The sequence below is a fragment of the Rhodococcus sp. MS16 genome (genome assembly GCF_013277795.1).
In the GTDB taxonomy this organism is placed as follows: domain Bacteria; phylum Actinomycetota; class Actinomycetes; order Mycobacteriales; family Mycobacteriaceae; genus Rhodococcus_F; species Rhodococcus_F globerula.
On sequence record NZ_VBTM01000011.1, the window covers coordinates 275,450 to 291,898 of the forward strand.

Sequence of the window (16,449 nt, forward strand, 5' to 3'; positions counted from 1 at the left end):
AAAGGGCGAGAAATCGTCAATTTACATGACTGAGTAGCGAAAATATGGTGGGCGAACATCCCTTCGACAGGAGACCACCGTGACAATCGGCGAATTTGTAGAGCGCGACGTCAGACTGCACCCTCCCGCACTGACGCCGGGTTACAAGACGAGCATCCTGCGCTCGCCTCGTCAGGCTTTGCTATCTCCCCGCAACACGCTGTCCGAAATTACCGGGCCCGTGTTCAACGGAAAAGACCTGGGGGCGAAAGACAACGACCTGATCCTCAACTTCGCCAAAGCCGGCTTGCCGATCGGCGAAAGGCTGATCGTGCACGGCTATGTACGTGACGAATTCGGAAACCCGGTCTCCGGCGCACTCGTGGAAGTGTGGCAGGCCAACGCGGGCGGACGCTATCGACACAAGAACGACCAGTATCTCGCGCCGATCGATCCGAACTTCGGCGGTTGCGGTCGGATGCTCACCGATCACAACGGCTACTATGTCTTCCGCACTATCAAGCCTGGACCGTACCCGTGGGCCAACAGCGCCAACGCCTGGCGTCCTGCACATATTCATATGTCACTCAGCGCAGACGGTTGGGCGCAGCGGCTGATCACGCAACTCTATTTCGAGGGCGACCCCTTGATCGAGCGCTGCCCGATTGCCGCAACCATTCCGTCAATCGATCAGGTACGCAGCCTCATTGCGCATGAAGATCCGTCAAACGACGTGCCTTTCGACGCTCGAACCTACCGCTTCGATGTCACCCTCCGCGGACGACGAGCCACCTTCTTCGAGAACACGATTCCAGGAGCATCACGATGAACGTCGCCCATCAGTTTGCCGCACAATCTCTTGCGACACGATTTCCCGAAACCCCGTCGCAGACGGGCGGCCCCTACGTACACATCGGACTGGCACCGCAGCAGGCGGGATTCGAGATTTTCGAGAAGAACTTCGACAACAATCTTGTCTCCAATGACACAGTCGGAGAACGGATCACGATCGAGGGCCGTGTCATCGACGGCAGCGGATCCCCAGTCCGCGACGCCTTGCTCGAGATCTGGCAGGCTAACGCGGCCGGCAAGTACTCGCATCACCTCGACCCACAAGACAAAAGTGTCGATCCGAGCTTTGCCGGATGGGGCCGCACGGGCGCAGATTTCGAATCCGGAGTCTTCGAGTTCCAGACGATCAAACCCGGACCGGTCGAGCACAATGGCGACCGTGTCCAAGCCCCACACATCTGCTTCGTCATCTTCGCCAGAGGCATCAACATCGGACTGCATACCCGCCTGTACTTCGACGACGAAACCGAACTCAACGCAGCAGACCCGATCCTCTCGGGGATCGAGCTCCACACCCGCCGAAGCACTCTGATAGCCAATCGACGCAGCGAAAACGGAACAACCTTCTACACCTTCGACATACGACTACAAGACACCCCGGACGGTGGAGCAGAGACAGTATTCTTCGATATTTGACTAGTACAGTAGGCGCCGGTCCTGATTTTCCCGGGCGGCGGGCGGCAATGCCGATGCGGGCGCTGTGGGCCACTGCTCCGGATCCGGATCAAGCTGTCGAAGCTGTTGCACCTGTTCACGACACCACGGCGAGACGTCACGACCGCCACCGAGAACAGCGTCCGAAAACTTTTGCCAGTCAACCCATTCCACGCTTTCCACTTCCGTCGGATCGGGAACCGGTTGTGGGCCGTCGTAGATCACCCGAAAGACAGGGCAGATCTCGTTTTCGACGATGCCGGTGTCCATCACTGCGCGGTATCGGAAGAACGGGAGCGCAAGGCTGACATCATCGACACCTATCCCAAGTTCTTGGTTCAGCCGACGCCGGACGGCTTCTTCGAGCGATTCGCCCGGAGCGGGATGTCCGCAGCAACTGTTGGTCCAGACACCTGGCCACGTTGCCTTGTCCAGTGCACGCCTCGTAATCAGGAGGTTGCCGCTCCGATCGAAGACGTACGCCGAGAAAGCAAGGTGCAGTGGAGTTGTAGTGGTATGGACGCTCGCTTTCGGTTCGATCCCGATGGATCGACCTGCGTCGTCGAGCAGCACGACGTATTCCATGTGAAGTCCCGTTCTCTTCGTTCGATCAGGGTGCCGGCGTCAGCAGCGTGCGGAGGCTGATCCATCCGGTTTCAGCCAGTCGCGGTGCCGCGATCGACATTCGGCGCCGCTGGGAAACGTGTGCCCGCTTGTGAAGTACGCGATATCCGCCGTCTTCCACCGCGCGCAAAATGTCGCCGTACAGGACAAACGCCGTGCGCATCGCGGGGCGTACCACCGGGTCGAGCATATCGATCCCCGGTTCGGCAGTGCGGTACACCGCACGGGTGTGTGCGATCAGATGCGCGAGAGCGCGCTCGAGTCGGACGTCGCTGCGGCCGGTGACACGACAGTTCCGTAACAGGCCTTCGTCGACACCGAAAGCATTCAGTTCCTCGGTCGGCAGATAGATCCGATCACGATCGAGATCCTCTCCCATATCCCGGATGAAGTTGGTCAGCTGAAAAGCTTCACCCAGTGCGACCGCTGGTCCGGCGGCACTGTCGCGATCTGTCGCCGTGCCCAGGATCGGAAGCATTTGCAGGCCGATGACAGCGGCGGATCCGTACATGTACTCGGACAGTTCGTCCATCGTTCGATACCGCGAGCGGAACATCTTGGTTCCTGGTATGTCCATTCGCATCGAGTGCAGGAAGGCGTAGTAGTAGTCGTGCGAAATGCTGTATCTCGCAGTGGTATCCACGAGCGCTCTGAGCACCAGGTCGGATCTACTCTCCCCCAGCGGCTGTCCGTCGAGCGCATCTCGGATGCGAGCCTCGAACAGGTCAAGCTTTGCGCTTGCCCTACGATCGGCTTCGGTGGGCGAAGTACCCGTCGAATCGACTGTGACCGAGGAAAGCGCTGGCACATAACCTGATTCGCTGTCGCCGGAATCCACGTCGACGGTGTCGTCGACCATCCGCGCAAACCCGTAGAGCGCGTGCACGCCGGCGCGTTTGTCAGCCGGCAGTAACCGGGTCGCGAGGAAGTATGTTTTGCCATGCTGCTCGTTCAGGTCGCGGCACAGTCGATACGCGTCGTGGAGGCTCGGGTCGATCTTGTCGAGTTCACGCATGACCGACACCGACTTCGACACCGAGAGCAGCCGACGATTGCGCGTTGTTCGATCCTGTTATCCGCTCTGCGGCAAGCCTTCCCGAAACGAGAACCGTCGGCACGCCGACACCCGGAGTGGTCCCTGAACCGGCGAGGACGACGTTGCCGAGACCAGGAACCAGATTCTTGCGGCGGAATGGCCCGGTCTGACGGAATACATGTGCCGACGAGAAGGGACTGCCGTCGAGCATTCCCTTGTCCAGCCAAGTTTGCGGGGTGTCGAGGTGGTCGACGGACATCGACGAGGTCAGGTTGCGATATCCGCGTTGTTCCAACACTCCTTGAATTTCACGCATATACGGAACCCCCAGACGATCCCAATCGAGGGGCGCGCTGGCAAGATTCGGGCAAGGAGCCAAGATCGAGATGGGTTCACTTCTGACGCCGTCACGGACGAGGTTCAGCGATGGATCAGTGACAGCCGGTCGGGTGATCAAGAGAGAGGGATCATCCATCAACTGCCCGCGGCCACGACGCGCGGTGATCCGAGCAAAGGTCTCAGACCACTGTTCGCCGAAGTCGATGGTGTGATGAGACCTTGACGGCCACGACTGCGTCACATCCACCGGAACCGTGCCGTGAAAGACGACGGCTGACGGCGATACGACGGAATATCCGCGTCGCCGACCGGTAGACGGCGCACCTGCCTGGTCGAGCAACCGATCGACTACAGGTAAGTCCGGAGTCAACACGAGGGCATCACACGAATAACTCCGACCATCCGACGTCAAAACCTTTGTGACGCGCTTGTTCTCGATGTTTACCTCGGACACTTCGGCGTCGGTGTGAAGCACTCCCCCGTGTCGTGTGAACGCGTCGGCCATCACCGCCGCGATTTTGGCCATGCCGCCCACCGGAAAGTAGACCCCGAGTGAGGTGTCCATGTGCGCGATGGCGCCGTACACGCCCAACGCCTTGGCGGGGGCCATTCCCGCGTACAGTGCCTGGAATGTAAAGATTCGTCGCAGTCGTTCGTCTTTCACAAAGGATCCGACCCGCGGCCCGAGTCGACCGAAACCACCCAGCCGAGCCAGAGTGGCGGTGTCGCGCACTGCCGATGGCGTCGACACCAGATCGAGTGGTGAATCGAAATTCGAGTCGATGTACCGACTGAACTCGGTGTCGAAGATCGACGCCAGCCACCGTCGAAGCTTGCGGTATCCGTCGGACTCGCCTGGACCGCATGTCCTTTCGACCTCTGCCGACATCGCCAGCGGATCCGAGTACACGTCGATGGAACTGCCGTCTGCGTAACGCGTGTGATAGCTAGGTGAAAGCTTCGTCAAAGTGAGTGCAGGAGTAACGGAATCAAAAGACTCACCCACTGCGGCCAATGCGTCGGCGATCAAATTCGGCATGGTGAGAACACTGGCACCGTTGTCGATGTCGTACAGGAAACGACCCGCGTCATCGACCACCGGATAGGTACCGACACGCCCACCGATCGCGGCCTCACGCTCGAGGACTGTGACACGCTTGCCCGCCCCGGTGAGGTGGAGCGCAGCGGAGAGGCCGGCGAGGCCGGCACCGACCACAACAACCGAATCGACTTGCCCGCTCACTGATCTCATGATCGATCACCTGTCACAAGCGCTGGGTTCGAGGCCGACATCAGGATTCTCATTTCTTCATCGTGCTAGCGAGGGTGGCCACGTCGGTGGTCGGGGCGTTCAACGGCCGACTCTTCCATGACAGTTCGTTTCGGGCGAAGCGTCGACGCGAATCGAGCACAAGAGTCGCAAAAAGTGCTGCCGAAATGGGGTGGGCGCAGGCCCGCGCCAGATCTGCGAGGTTGGCTCTGCCGGCAGATTCCGACTGCGCAGAGCACAGCCGAGCCGTGACTGCGGCAAGGTAGCCGGCAGTCCCCAAGCGTCGTGTGCTTCCCGTTCCCAGAACAGCGGCAGCGGGCGGAAGGAGATATACGATGCTCACGCCCGCAAGAGCAGCGGCGGTGCCCACTCGTCCACCGAATGAGGACCACAACCACCGGGTGTAGCCCTCCCGAAGTTGAGGCCAGTCGCGATACATCCGACAACTGACAAAACCCGCACCCGAGACCAGAACCGTACGTTTGCCGTGGCTGCGAAGAGCTCTAGCTATGTCCAGATCTTCGGTGGCACTGGAGGCCACCGACTCGTGTCCACCGATTTCACGGTAGGCGCCGGCATCGAACATCAGGAATTGACCACACGCCACCGAAAGTGATTGTCTCAGCGACCTGTTCGCCAAAGGTACCAAGAGGGTCGACATCCACGAAAAGGCCAGCAACGGCTGAACAAGATGCTCAGCAACGCTGCCCGACTTCTGTTCGGGCCACGGGCACAACAATGCTGCCCCTCGGCCGCGGAGCGCAGCAACCGACGCCGCGACCGCACCAGGCGACAGCCTGACGTCGGCATCGACAAAAACGATAACGTCCGGCTGGTCTTCGAGACCGATATCGGCAAGGGTCCGACACGCTGCGGCCTTTCCCGTCCAACCAGGGCTTGGCGGATCACACGTGGATATAACCGTGATGCGCGGATCGCCGTCGGCGGCGCGGCGGGCGGCAGCCAGTGTGCCGTCGCCGGAGCCGTCATCGAGGACTATTACCCGAAGTTCGCCCGCATATGTTTGCGCCCGCAGATCCGCGATCAGCAGGGGCACGGTGGATTCCTCGTCGCGGGCGGGAATGCACACAACGACGCGATCGTGTGGCTTACTGATGTCCGTTCGCCGCAAGCGTGGCATGAACAGCGCATTCCCGATAGACATCGCCGCAGACAATCCGGCCAGCACCGCACCCGCCGCTGTCAGGCGATGCAGGATTCGTGGACTCGCGGCGGTCATGCCGTCACCGAGTCCTCTCGGGGCTTCCAGGTCCACATCCAGGCCAGGGGTATCCCCACAACACCCATCGCACAGAAGCCGTAGATCGCCGAAGACTTCAATTCGTCCCCGTCGAGCAGCGCAGCGTGGGCAAGTGCCGAGCCGAGCCACGTCCACATGAACAACACCACGGGCGCGGCATCCGAAACCCGCGGCCCGTACTTCCTGCGGGTATCGAAGCGCTTTCCGACATACTCGATCACAACTGCCATTATCAGGGCGGTGGCAAACCAGCCCAGATAGTTCGTGAACGGAATCGACGGTATGCCGGGAAGACCCGGATTTCCGGACGTCCACGTCCACTGGCCGTCCGTCACCATCTGAGTGTCCAGATAGAGATCCCACCCGACCATCCCGGCAGCCGTAATCACGATTCGCTGTCGAGACTGCCACTTCGGTGACGCGCGGGTTCGCTCGAGTACATAACCCACAGCGCACCAAATGGGATAGAACCCGGCAGTCCACGCAAGTGGAACCACCGCCGGGACACCCAGAATGTCAGGCCCCAACCGATCAGTGGCGTAGAAGTAACTGCCGAAGGGAAAACCTGTTGCCGTGCCGATCATTTCGGCGACAAGACCCAACCCCGCGGTGGCCGCGAACAGTACCAAGGTCCACGCCGGCCCACGCGCAATCACCGCATGAACAATCGATGCAGCAGCTAATAGGGCGACTACCGCAACAGTGACACCGTCACGTGAGTCCCCGCTCACCAAGGGATAGATGATCTGGGCGATCAATGCGCACGCGACGAGCCCCCATACGAGAGCGATCCATCGACCTGCGTTTCCGGCGAATCCGTTTCCGGTGGATGTTCGCCTGGCCGTCTCGGCAGCAGGCGAAGGCGTGGGCGCATCCATCACAGTCTTTCGTCGTCGGAAGCGCGCGGTTCCTGCGGTGATTCTTCCGCCATTTCGTGTGGCGACCTGGGCTGACGGCTCGCATCCAGGAACATTTGGAGAAAGCCGACACCCGGATTGCTTGGGCGCGGATTCTCGCCTCCGTGAGTACCAGAAGAAGAAATAGACATGTCGGTCACATTCCTGTGATTGTCGGCCAGAACTTCACGAGAGCTCAACGAACGGACTGTGAGTTGACGGAAAATCGGCTTCTACCAGTGCATGCATGACACTCTGCCCTTCCTGTCAACACCGTCTCGACACAGTTGAGCACGGAGACGGTACACACCGTCTGCGTGGCATTCGTAGCCGTTTCGCACCCGGATGGGAGTTCTCGAGAAAAAGTTTTCGGGCACGCGGGTGACACGCCATCGTCTTGCCGCGAATCACCCGTCGGTTGGTTTCAGCGCAGCGCGTGCTGCGGTGAGAATCTCCTCCGAGACGGTCGATCCCTTGGTGGCTCGCGAGAGGAGAATCGCGCCGACCATGGTGCACAATCGGGCAATGCCATCCTGATCGCCATCGGCGAGTCCTTCGGCAAAAGCACCGACACCCTGGGTGTAAACCCGACGAGCCTCGGCATCTTCGGGTTCGCGCGCCATGTCGACGGCAAGAGCCGCGGCGGGGCATCCGTCAGCGGGGTTATCGCGATGTTCGACGGAGAGATAGGTGTCGATCAGGGACTGCTGAGCAACAACGCGCTGGTCCCCATGCTGGCTGAATTCGGACTTGTAGGTCTTCGACAGCTCAGCAAATGCATAGGCGGTGGCCTCGTCGATGAGCGCTTCCTTCGAGGCAAACTGCTTATAGAAGCCACCGTGGGTCAACCCGGCCGCTTTCATCAGGTCGGCGACGCTGAGCTGGGTGCCCTGCTCTCGGAACAGGCGGGCGGCGGTTTTCACGACACGTCGACGGTTCTCTTCCGCTTGCTGTTGCGATACGCGGCCCATCAACCACACTCCCGTTTGGATTTCATTTGACATCTATCTTAGCGTGAATTTAGATTGCATTCGTAATCTAAATTTCCGTCAGTACCTCACCCCTGGGAGACATCATGGATCTGAACAATGCAGTTGCCGTCGTCACCGGCGCCAATCGAGGACTCGGACGCCATCTAGCCGCGGGGCTCGTCGAGCGGGGAGCAAAGGTGTACGCAGCCGCCCGAAATCCGGAAACAGTCGATCTGCCCGGCGTCATTCCCTTGCAGCTGGACGTGACCGACGAGGAGTCGATCAAGGCTGCGGCCCGCACCGCGTCGGATGCAACCCTGCTCGTGAACAACGCAGGAATCTCCACCTCCGCGCCGCTGATTAGCGGCAACATCGATGACGTGCGCCGCGAGATAGACGTGAACTTCTACGGCCCGCTCGCCGTGACCCGAGCCTTCGCTCCCGTCATCGAAAGTAACAGCGGGGGAACAGTACTCAACGTACTTTCCGTACTGTCCTGGCTTCACCCCGCCGCGCTCGGATCCTATGCCGCAGCCAAGGCGGCGGCGTGGGCAATGACGGACGCTGCTCGAGAGGAACTGGCACCGCGCGGAATCACCGTCTCGGCACTGCACGTCGCATACATGGACACTGACATGGCGGCAGGTGTGCCCGCCGAGCAGAAGATCGACCCAGCCGATGTCGCAGCACAGGCCTTGGACGGCATTGAAAAAGATTTGCTCGAGATCCTCGCAGACGACACCACTCGGTACATCAAGCAAAATCTTGCGATTGCGCCGAATTCAAACTAACCACGACGCGCTATTTTGCAGCAACGGCACTTCCGGCCGCCGTCGCTTCGTCACATGTTCTACCTACGGTTGCGTACTGAATTCTTTGTGGGGCAGGCTTTCTTGTGTACTGATGACGAGCCGAGGTCGGAGAATCATGAGTCACTACAAGAGCAATGTGCGCGACATCGAGTTCAATCTGTTCGAAATACTCGGGATCGGTGAGCTACTGGACGGCGACGCCTACGGCGACCTCGATACCGACACTGTGCGCAACATCCTCACCGAGGTCGCGCGGCTCGCCGAGGGTCCCGTCGCCGCCTCTTTCGCCGACGCGGATCGGCACCCCGTCGAGTTCGACGCACCGAACCACGCGGTCGTGGTCCCGGAACCGCTACGCAAGACCGTCGAGGCTGTGAACGAGGCCGGCTGGTCGCGGCTCGGTCTACCAGAAGGCATTGGTGGTGTACCCGCTCCCGCACCGTTGGTTTGGGCGATCGGCGAGATGCTGGTCGCGGCAAACGGATCGGCGAGCTTTTTCAACATGGGTCCGCTGATGGCGAGCGTGCTCTACGGCGTCGGCACCGATCAGCAAAAGCATTGGGCAAAAGAAGGTTTCGAGCGCGGTTGGGCCGCCACCATGGTGCTCACCGAACCCGACGCAGGATCCGACGTGGGTGCAGGCCGTACGAAGGCAATCGCGCAGGACGACGGCACGTGGCACATCGAGGGCGTCAAACGGTTCATCTCCGGCGGCGACGTCGGCGACACTGCCGAAAATCTCTTCCACCTGGTACTCGCCCGTCCCGAGGGAGCCGGCCCTGGAACGAAGGGGCTGAGCCTGTTCTACGTCCCGAAGCTCCACTTCGACTCGGAGACACTCGAACTGGGAGAGCGCAATGGCGTGTACGTCACCGGTGTCGAGCACAAGATGGGCCTCAAGTCGTCCCCGACCTGCGAGCTCACGTTCGGGGCCACCGACGTACCCGCCGTCGGCTGGCTCGTCGGCGGCGTACACAACGGCATCGCCCAAATGTTCCAGGTGATCGAGAATGCTCGAATGATGGTGGGCACCAAGGCCGCCGGGACACTGTCTACCGGATATCTCAACGCCCTCGCCTACGCCAAGGAGCGCGTTCAAGGGGCGGACCTCACTGAACTGACAAACAAAACCGCACCTCGCGTGACCATCACCCATCACCCCGACGTGCGACGCAGCCTGGCAATGCAGAAGGCCTACGCCGAGGGGCTCAGAGCGGTCTATCTGTACACCGCGGCGCATCAGAATGCCGATGTTGCCGAATTGGTTTCCGGTGCAGACGCCGAATTGGCGGCGCGGGTCAACGACCTACTGCTACCGATCGTCAAGGGTGTCGGCTCCGAGAAGGCCTACGAACTGCTCACCGAGAGCCTGCAGACCCTCGGCGGCTCTGGTTATCTGCAGGACTACCCGATCGAGCAGTACATCCGCGACGCCAAGATCGACACCCTCTACGAGGGCACCACGGCAATCCAGGCGCAGGACTTCTTCTTTCGTAAGATCGCCCGCGACCGTGGCGTTGCGCTCGCGCATGTGACCGGTGAGATACGAAAGTTCATCGACCGCGACGCCGGAAACGGTCGCCTCAAGGCAGAGCGGGCGCTGCTCGAGACTGCGCTGACCGACGTACAAGAGATGGCCGGGACGCTCACTGGCTATCTGATGGCTTCTCAAGACCAGCCGTCCGAGTTGTACAAGATAGGCCTCGGATCGGTGCGCTTTCTGTACGCGGTAGGTGACCTGCTCATCGGATGGCGCCTGCTGGTGCAGGCCGAAGTTGCGTTGGCAGCCATGGACCGGGACGCGCCTGCAAAGGACCGGTCGTTCTATCGGGGCAAGGTTGTCATCGCGTCGTACTTCGCGAAGAACATCCTGCCCATCCTGTCCTCTACGAAGGAAATCCTGGGGTCCCTCGACAACGAGATCATGGAGCTCGAGGAAGACGCGTTCTGACAACGTGCCACAGTGAAGGCATGTATGTGCCCGACATCGACTACGTGGGGGTCTGGACCTTTCCGATCACGGGGCCGGATGCACCAGACGGCGCCCCCACCAACGTCGTCACTGCGTGCCAGGCCGTCGGCAGGGATCTGCAATGCCGATGGCATGGCCCAGATACGTACATCGAGAACTGCCTGTGGACTATCTCGTTGCTCGATGACGGTCACTGCCACCTCGCGCTCAAGCCTGGCCCGCGGCCGAAGCACAAGAGTGCAGGAACCAGTCCGCTGAGGGACCTCGGGTTCGGCGGGCCACGCATCGAACAGTCTGTGCAGGAGCTGACGGCCCTGATCGCCGGAGAAGTCCAGGATGAGCTGGCCGGCGGATTTGTGCAGTGGCCTATTGAGGGACAAAGAATGTTGATGCCGACGCTGCGAGGCGACAAGGCCGTGTGGGTGGCTCGCAGCGCTGATCGCATTATCGCGGAAATCGGAACACTGTGCCAGAGGTCTGCTTTGTAGCGTTTCGCCGCCGAGTACGGCGTCGCGGTGGTTGGTAGCGGCGCTCTGGTCGACCCGGCCGTCGCCGATCCACCCAAACCCCACGGCGATCAGACCGGCACGAACAGCGACGAAGTCCCCTACCAAGGGCACGAAGGCACACACCAGGGCGACGAGGCCCACTAACGCCTCATCGACGATCGTCGTCAGGCCATCTCGGGTACGTGCAGATGAGCGATCGCCAGCTCGAACTCACGTACCTCGAGAAGCCGCGCACCGGACTCACGGATTCCCGAAGTTCTGATGGTCTCGAACTCCTCCCTGTTGCCATTCATCGCCGCAGCGCTGTCGAAGGTCACCGACGACACGGCGCGACCGGCGGCAGGATCGACCAGCAAGCTGGCACTGCAGAACCCCTCGAGGTCTTGCATCATGGGCAGGGAGGCCATCTTGTACACGTCGACTGCGCGCTCGAGGTGGCCCGGCTCGACCTCGAGCCATGTGACCCGCACGCAAGCGCCACGGTGTGAGCGGTGGTCACGATGCAGGACGGCAATGTCCCACCGCGCGACGGTAGTGGCGCCATGGAAGACCTCAGCCATGCCGGCGCGGAGCTGCAGGACCGGTCCTTCGCTCGCACGAAGGGAATCCTCGTCCGTCCAGGAGCTGGTGGCGATGCACCGACCGGAGCTGTGGTCGACCAGCAGGGACAGTCCGGCGCAGCCGTCGATGCCGGCGAGCGCGGGCATCACGGTATCGCGCATGTGCTTGATCCCGACGTCGATGAACGACGGCTGCGCATCAATGGTTGTAGAGCGTGCATACACGATCGACACCTTTCTTCTCGGTCGGCGCCTCGACGGCACCGACGGGTCAATCCCCCTCTCTCACACTCCTCCACGGGGCCAAGGCAAAGCAATGATGAAATCCGGACCTGTGGGCGAAAGAATGTACGAGTGCTTTTCTCTTCGCGCCGGTCGGACAGCAATTAGAAGCGGCTCCGCTTCTCCTCGAACAGTTCTACTCGGTTCCTTCGGATGCCCAGTCACACACCGCCCCAACAGCCCCCACCCCCCGCGTGCTTCGACTTCGCGCCCTTCGGGGCCGGCTCAACGAAGAACCAGATACGCCCGCCGTCGGTCACTGTGTGCTGGAAACGGGCATAACTGCGGCCTTCATTCATGCCATACGCGAAATCGGCCTCGAGCTGGCACAGCCGCGCAGATTCGACCGTCGGATCGTGAGGGGTGTCCCAGGCATCGGTGGCCGTCGAAATGAGCGTGCACCGATGCCACCACTTGTGCGACAACGTCGGCGGACACCGACGGATACTTCGCGGACAACCGCGTCACCGCATGAGCGATCAAACGTTCTGCCTCTTCGCTCTTCATCTGTAAAACTGCGCCCTACCTGCCTATAGTTCAACAGAAGAAAAGTCGGCGACTGTCTTCGACACCGTGTATTGGTCATCGAATTCGGCTGCTGGGTACCGAGGAACCAAAGCGATCTCAGATTTCCCCGTCCCAGGCATCGTTGCGATCGTGCGTGGTGGGGGTCGGCATGCCGTGTCCAAGCCCGCGGGCCTTCATTTCTTCGTTCACAAAATAGAACCGTGCTTTTTGGTTCGGGGTGAGGCGATCAAACCTGTTGTACAGGGATTGGTACTCGTCTACCAGATCGTCGCTCGTAATTCGGTAGACCGACAGCGGCACCTCATCTTGCATCATTGTCTGTCTCCTCAATTTCGTCGGCGCTCACGACAAGAGAGATTCGAGGGTCGCACCCGCCGAACTTCAAAATGTGGACTTGCGTTGACTCATGGATCTATTACACGCCTGTCTCCGACGAGGTCAAAGGATGACTGCTGCGTGGCCCAAACCCGGTGCTAGTCGCGACTTTGCAATCGGGCGTACCGTTTTCGGTCCGCTTCGGTCATGCCACCCTGGAGATTGGCACTCATCTCAGCACTCATCTCGACGATAGGGGTCGCGGAGTCCATGGGGCGATCATGGCCACTAGGTGCAAGTGTCCTCTAATGGCCACTTGAAACTCTTACATACAAGCGAAATGTTCTATATCTTCCGATGTGGTGGTTACCTTCCTGTGGCCGCTGCGCATCCCGGTACGGAGCGCTGACGACTGGAAGGGTTTGCTTCTTTATGGATATTCTCAATCGAAAAGCATTATCTCAGAGTCAATCTCGGACCACCGCGGCATTCGGCGCTGCGGTTCTGGCGCTAGCCATGACGCTCGGCAATGCCGGCGGTATCGCCGCCGCGGACACTGTCCTCGACACCACCATCCCGGTCGCCGCACAGGCTCGCGGGGTGGCGATCTCCCCCGACGGCAGCCGCGCCTACGTAGCGCACGAAACCTATCCCGGCGCTTTGTTGGTGATCGACACCGCCACCAATGCAGTCATCGGCAACCCCATCGAGGTCGGCTCGCGGTCGGTAGGCATGGCGTTCACCCCCGACGGAACCCGCGCTTACGTCACTCACGACACCATTCCCGGCAACGTATCGGTGATCGATACCGCCACCAATGCAAAGGTCGGCGAAGTCGCTATCCCCACCTATTCCAACGGGGTGGCGTTCACCCCCGACGGAACCCGCGCCTACATAACCGCCGTCGAACCTGCCGGGGTCTGGGTGGTCGATACCGCCACCAGCACTGTCATCGGCGGTCCCATACGTATCGACGGGTGGCCCAGCGGGGTGGCAATCACCCCCGACGGCAGCCGCGCCTACGTCAGTCACGAAACCAATTCAGGCTATATATCGGTGATCGACACCGCCAGCAACACCGTCGTCGAAGAGTTCACAGTCGGCGTGCGGCTTCGCAGCGTGGCAATCACCCCCGACGGCAGCCGCGCCTACGTCACCCACGACACCAGCCCCGGCAAGGTGTCGGTGATCGACCTCGCCACCAAGGCAGTCATCGAAGAGATCCCGGTCGGCGCGTATCTTCGTGGGATTGCGATCACCCCCGACGGCGCGCATGCCTACGTCGTCGACAGCAGCCGGCAATTGGTCTCCGTAATCGCGATCGACAAGGCACCCACCCTCGACGGGACACCTCCCACGGGCGCCGTCAACACGCCATACACCCACACCTTCACCGTGACCGGACAACCCGCCCCCACGGTGACCGTCACCGACGGCACATTGCCCGACGGACTCGAACTCAGCGCGGCCGGCGTCCTGTCCGGAACCCCCACCACGGCAGGATCGTTCACTTTCTCGATGACCGCGTCCAACGGCTTCGGTACACCGGCCGTCCTCGCCGATGTGACGATCGAGGTCACCCAGACTCCGCCACCTGCGACCGGACTTCTCGGATCACTCGAGAACTTCGGGTCCTGACCTCGGCGTCCTAGCCTGTTGGATACCAACGCAATACGAATCGCGGCCGCTCATCCCACTCCGGGATGGGCGGCCATCGACATTCGAAAATCCGGCGGTGAACGACGACAAGCTCTGGCCGGCAGGGTCTCCTACTGCACGGACCCGAGGTATCCGGCGGTTCGGCCTTCACCGACTTGAAGTGCGAGAGTCACGAATTGTGCAGGTGGATGGGCGAAGGAATCTTGTTGGAACGGTACGAGTCTCCGCTACGGGTGGGTCGCCACAGTCGCCAGTGTTTCGCGGACAGCCGGAACGGGAGATGGTCTTGTAGGTGACGAGCACCGGACGACAACCGTTCGTCTGCAGGCAGGTTGAGCCACAGAGACAGTGAGGATGCGGCGTTGCCAAGGGTTGCGCGTATGCCCGACTCCCCCAGGCGCCGGCCGTATCCGTCGACGGCAAAGCGGCCGAACGCGTCCGGAGTGATATCGGCGTATGGAGCGCGGGTGTCCGGGTCGATCAAGCGCACGCGGGTGCTGTAGGTCAGCGCCGCCAAAGAACGTCCGTGGGTTGTGACTGCATCGCAACCAACGAGGGCATCGAGCGCTTCGTTGACGGATCCGGGTGGAACGTTCCACTCGGTATGGGTTTGCGCTTTGTAGCGGGGCCCACCGAAGAGCTCGGTAGCGAACGATGACAACTGCGCGGTCGGCTCGGATGGCCCACCCTTGTAGATCTCGAACGTCCACGACGGCAACGACACTGGTTCGGTGCAGGCTTCCAGGAATGTCTGCAGCCGCTGAAATGCATCATCAGAACGCTTGACTCGAAGCGAGTGTGCACCACTGGGCAGCCCGTCGTATGTCACCACCTCGGGCAATGTGATGTCCGGTGTCCGCGCCGTCACAGGTCAGCCAATCGCGAAAGCACTACCCCGGCTGGTTCCTCCGTCGCGTGGCGATAACCAGTGCCGGCCCATAGGTGCATGCGCTCGGGATCTGCCTGCGCAACAGCGGCTTTGCGCATGGGGTTAGTCAGGTGATGGATGGCCGGATACCCGATGGGCGCTTGCGCGTCGTAGCGATCGATGAATTCGTTCCGAAGCGCCCGGGCGGGGCGACCCGTGAAAACTCTTGTGAAAACGGTGTTTCCGCGGGAGGGGTCGGCTAGGGCCGCCTTGTGGGGAGCTGAAGCACCGCTCTCCTCGGTACGCAGCAGGACGGTACCGACTACTGCCGCCGTTGCTCCGGCGTGCAATGCCGCAGCGACATCCGCTGAGGTCGCCAGTCCACCTGCCGCCAATAGCGGAACAGAGGTGCGATGACGGATTTGTGCGATCAGTTCGGCGATCGGCGTTTCGGCCGGAACCTGCAGGGGAGTGAGCGTTCCGGAGTGGCCGCCCGCAGCCGAAGATTGCACGACAAGCAGATCGACACCGGCGTCGACGGCAAGAAGTGCCTCTGCCTCCGAAGTCACAGTGAGGACGACAAGTGAACCGGCAATGCGCAGCGCCTTGATGACGCCGGGTGCGGGAAAGCCGAAGGTGAAGCTGACCACCGGAACCGGGCTGGCCAGGAGCAGATCGATCTTGTCCGAGAAGTAGTCGTCGTCTTCGACCGGCTCACCGTCAGCCAATGTGATGTCATAGCGATCCGCCTCGACCTGGATCGCCCTGGCATAGGCACGGTAGGCATCGACGTCGACAGGCACCGGGTTGGGCGCAAAGACGTTGACACCGAACGACACTCCCTCGGCGCGCACGGCGTCGATCTGGTCGGACAGAGCCTGAGGCGTCTTGTACCCGGCGGCGAGGAAGCCGAGCCCGCCTGCCCGAGAAGCAGCAGCTACGAGCGCCGGTGTGGAAGCACCGCCGGCCATAGGTGCCGCGATGATGGGGATCTCGAGATCGAGATCGGTTGTGAGTGCACTCATTCGAACATCTCCACTCCTACGACGGATAGCGCTCCGA

16 protein-coding genes are annotated in these 16,449 nt (G+C 61.2%); 6 read left to right on the forward strand and 10 right to left on the reverse strand.

Annotated features, from left to right (window positions below; translation table 11 throughout):
* Window positions 1–79: 79 nt before the first annotated feature.
* On the forward strand, window positions 80–808 hold the full coding sequence (gene pcaH / locus FEZ60_RS23890) for a protocatechuate 3,4-dioxygenase subunit beta (protein ID WP_033233775.1): 729 nt from the start codon (window positions 80–82) through the stop codon (window positions 806–808).
* On the forward strand, window positions 805–1,467 hold the full coding sequence (pcaG, locus tag FEZ60_RS23895) for a protocatechuate 3,4-dioxygenase subunit alpha (protein WP_172937148.1): 663 nt from the start codon (window positions 805–807) through the stop codon (window positions 1,465–1,467). The genes pcaH and pcaG overlap by 4 nt, the downstream gene beginning before the upstream one ends.
* Here pcaG and idi read toward each other — a convergent pair whose 3' ends face one another.
* From idi to FEZ60_RS23925, 6 genes are all read right to left on the reverse strand, one after another.
* Complete coding sequence (gene idi / locus FEZ60_RS23900) at window positions 1,468–2,070, reverse strand: isopentenyl-diphosphate Delta-isomerase (protein ID WP_172937149.1); 603 nt, start codon at window positions 2,068–2,070, stop codon at window positions 1,468–1,470. It abuts the gene before it with no gap.
* Between the two features lie 25 nt (window positions 2,071–2,095).
* A complete protein-coding gene (locus FEZ60_RS23905) occupies window positions 2,096–3,124 on the reverse strand; it encodes a phytoene/squalene synthase family protein (RefSeq protein ID WP_172937150.1) in 1,029 nt (342 codons plus the stop codon).
* The gene (crtI, locus tag FEZ60_RS23910; protein WP_172937151.1) at window positions 3,117–4,736 is read right to left on the reverse strand and encodes a phytoene desaturase family protein; all 1,620 of its coding nucleotides are present in this window, start codon (window positions 4,734–4,736) and stop codon (window positions 3,117–3,119) included. Before crtI ends, FEZ60_RS23905 begins: the two co-directional genes overlap by 8 nt.
* Window positions 4,737–4,785: 49 nt before the next feature.
* Window positions 4,786–5,994, reverse strand: a complete 1,209-nt coding sequence (locus FEZ60_RS23915; RefSeq protein WP_242484781.1) for a glycosyltransferase family 2 protein — start codon at window positions 5,992–5,994, stop codon at window positions 4,786–4,788.
* Window positions 5,991–6,893, reverse strand: coding sequence for a carotenoid biosynthesis protein (locus FEZ60_RS23920; RefSeq protein WP_141485215.1), 903 nt, complete (start codon window positions 6,891–6,893; stop codon window positions 5,991–5,993). Before FEZ60_RS23920 ends, FEZ60_RS23915 begins: the two co-directional genes overlap by 4 nt.
* Window positions 6,894–7,318: 425 nt before the next feature.
* On the reverse strand, window positions 7,319–7,915 hold the full coding sequence (locus tag FEZ60_RS23925) for a TetR/AcrR family transcriptional regulator (protein ID WP_219908478.1): 597 nt from the start codon (window positions 7,913–7,915) through the stop codon (window positions 7,319–7,321).
* A gap of 71 nt (window positions 7,916–7,986) precedes the next feature.
* Between FEZ60_RS23925 and FEZ60_RS23930 the strand changes: the two genes are divergently transcribed.
* The 3 genes from FEZ60_RS23930 (at window position 7,987) to FEZ60_RS23940 (ending at window position 11,154) form a co-directional block, all read left to right on the forward strand.
* On the forward strand, window positions 7,987–8,673 hold the full coding sequence (locus FEZ60_RS23930; RefSeq protein ID WP_172937152.1) for an SDR family oxidoreductase: 687 nt from the start codon (window positions 7,987–7,989) through the stop codon (window positions 8,671–8,673).
* A gap of 136 nt (window positions 8,674–8,809) precedes the next feature.
* Complete coding sequence (locus FEZ60_RS23935; RefSeq protein ID WP_172937153.1) at window positions 8,810–10,645, forward strand: acyl-CoA dehydrogenase; 1,836 nt, start codon at window positions 8,810–8,812, stop codon at window positions 10,643–10,645.
* Window positions 10,646–10,665: 20 nt separating this feature from the next.
* Window positions 10,666–11,154: a hypothetical protein gene (locus FEZ60_RS23940; RefSeq protein ID WP_172937154.1), complete on the forward strand. Its 489-nt coding sequence runs from the start codon at window positions 10,666–10,668 to the stop codon at window positions 11,152–11,154.
* 185 nt (window positions 11,155–11,339) lie between these two features.
* On the opposite strand, the gene FEZ60_RS23945 is transcribed toward FEZ60_RS23940, so the two are convergent.
* A complete protein-coding gene (locus FEZ60_RS23945) occupies window positions 11,340–11,969 on the reverse strand; it encodes a hypothetical protein (protein ID WP_172937155.1) in 630 nt (209 codons plus the stop codon).
* Window positions 11,970–12,641: 672 nt separating this feature from the next.
* Window positions 12,642–12,860, reverse strand: a complete 219-nt coding sequence (locus FEZ60_RS23950) for a hypothetical protein (RefSeq protein ID WP_092804864.1) — start codon at window positions 12,858–12,860, stop codon at window positions 12,642–12,644.
* 432 nt (window positions 12,861–13,292) lie between these two features.
* On the opposite strand from FEZ60_RS23950, the gene FEZ60_RS23955 reads away from it, so the two are divergent.
* Entirely contained in the window at window positions 13,293–14,498 is a 1,206-nt protein-coding gene (locus FEZ60_RS23955; protein WP_172937156.1) for a hypothetical protein, read from the forward strand.
* Between the two features lie 190 nt (window positions 14,499–14,688).
* Here FEZ60_RS23955 and FEZ60_RS23960 read toward each other — a convergent pair whose 3' ends face one another.
* Together FEZ60_RS23960 and FEZ60_RS23965 are read right to left on the reverse strand one after the other, a co-directional pair.
* Window positions 14,689–15,387 (reverse strand): hypothetical protein, encoded by a 699-nt coding sequence (locus FEZ60_RS23960; RefSeq protein WP_045065799.1) that lies wholly within the window; start codon window positions 15,385–15,387, stop codon window positions 14,689–14,691.
* Complete coding sequence (locus tag FEZ60_RS23965) at window positions 15,384–16,412, reverse strand: nitronate monooxygenase (RefSeq protein ID WP_172937157.1); 1,029 nt, start codon at window positions 16,410–16,412, stop codon at window positions 15,384–15,386. The genes FEZ60_RS23960 and FEZ60_RS23965 overlap by 4 nt, the downstream gene beginning before the upstream one ends.
* Window positions 16,413–16,449 lie beyond the last annotated feature (37 nt).

Excerpts from the sequence above, each read along its gene's own strand:
- pcaG (WP_172937148.1), top strand. The coding sequence starts at position 805 with ATGAACGTCGCCCATCAGTTTGCCGCACAATCTCTTGCGACACGATTT.
- idi (WP_172937149.1), bottom strand. The coding sequence starts at position 2,070 with ATGGAATACGTCGTGCTGCTCGACGACGCAGGTCGATCCATCGGGATC.
- FEZ60_RS23905 (WP_172937150.1), bottom strand. The coding sequence starts at position 3,124 with ATGCGTGAACTCGACAAGATCGACCCGAGCCTCCACGACGCGTATCGA.
- crtI (WP_172937151.1), bottom strand. The coding sequence starts at position 4,736 with ATGAGATCAGTGAGCGGGCAAGTCGATTCGGTTGTTGTGGTCGGTGCC.
- FEZ60_RS23915 (WP_242484781.1), bottom strand. The coding sequence starts at position 5,994 with ATGACCGCCGCGAGTCCACGAATCCTGCATCGCCTGACAGCGGCGGGT.
- FEZ60_RS23920 (WP_141485215.1), bottom strand. The coding sequence starts at position 6,893 with ATGGATGCGCCCACGCCTTCGCCTGCTGCCGAGACGGCCAGGCGAACA.
- FEZ60_RS23925 (WP_219908478.1), bottom strand. The coding sequence starts at position 7,915 with ATGTCAAATGAAATCCAAACGGGAGTGTGGTTGATGGGCCGCGTATCG.
- FEZ60_RS23930 (WP_172937152.1), top strand. The coding sequence starts at position 7,987 with ATGGATCTGAACAATGCAGTTGCCGTCGTCACCGGCGCCAATCGAGGA.
- FEZ60_RS23935 (WP_172937153.1), top strand. The coding sequence starts at position 8,810 with ATGAGTCACTACAAGAGCAATGTGCGCGACATCGAGTTCAATCTGTTC.
- FEZ60_RS23940 (WP_172937154.1), top strand. The coding sequence starts at position 10,666 with ATGTATGTGCCCGACATCGACTACGTGGGGGTCTGGACCTTTCCGATC.
- FEZ60_RS23950 (WP_092804864.1), bottom strand. The coding sequence starts at position 12,860 with ATGATGCAAGATGAGGTGCCGCTGTCGGTCTACCGAATTACGAGCGAC.
- FEZ60_RS23955 (WP_172937156.1), top strand. The coding sequence starts at position 13,293 with ATGGATATTCTCAATCGAAAAGCATTATCTCAGAGTCAATCTCGGACC.
- FEZ60_RS23965 (WP_172937157.1), bottom strand. The coding sequence starts at position 16,412 with ATGAGTGCACTCACAACCGATCTCGATCTCGAGATCCCCATCATCGCG.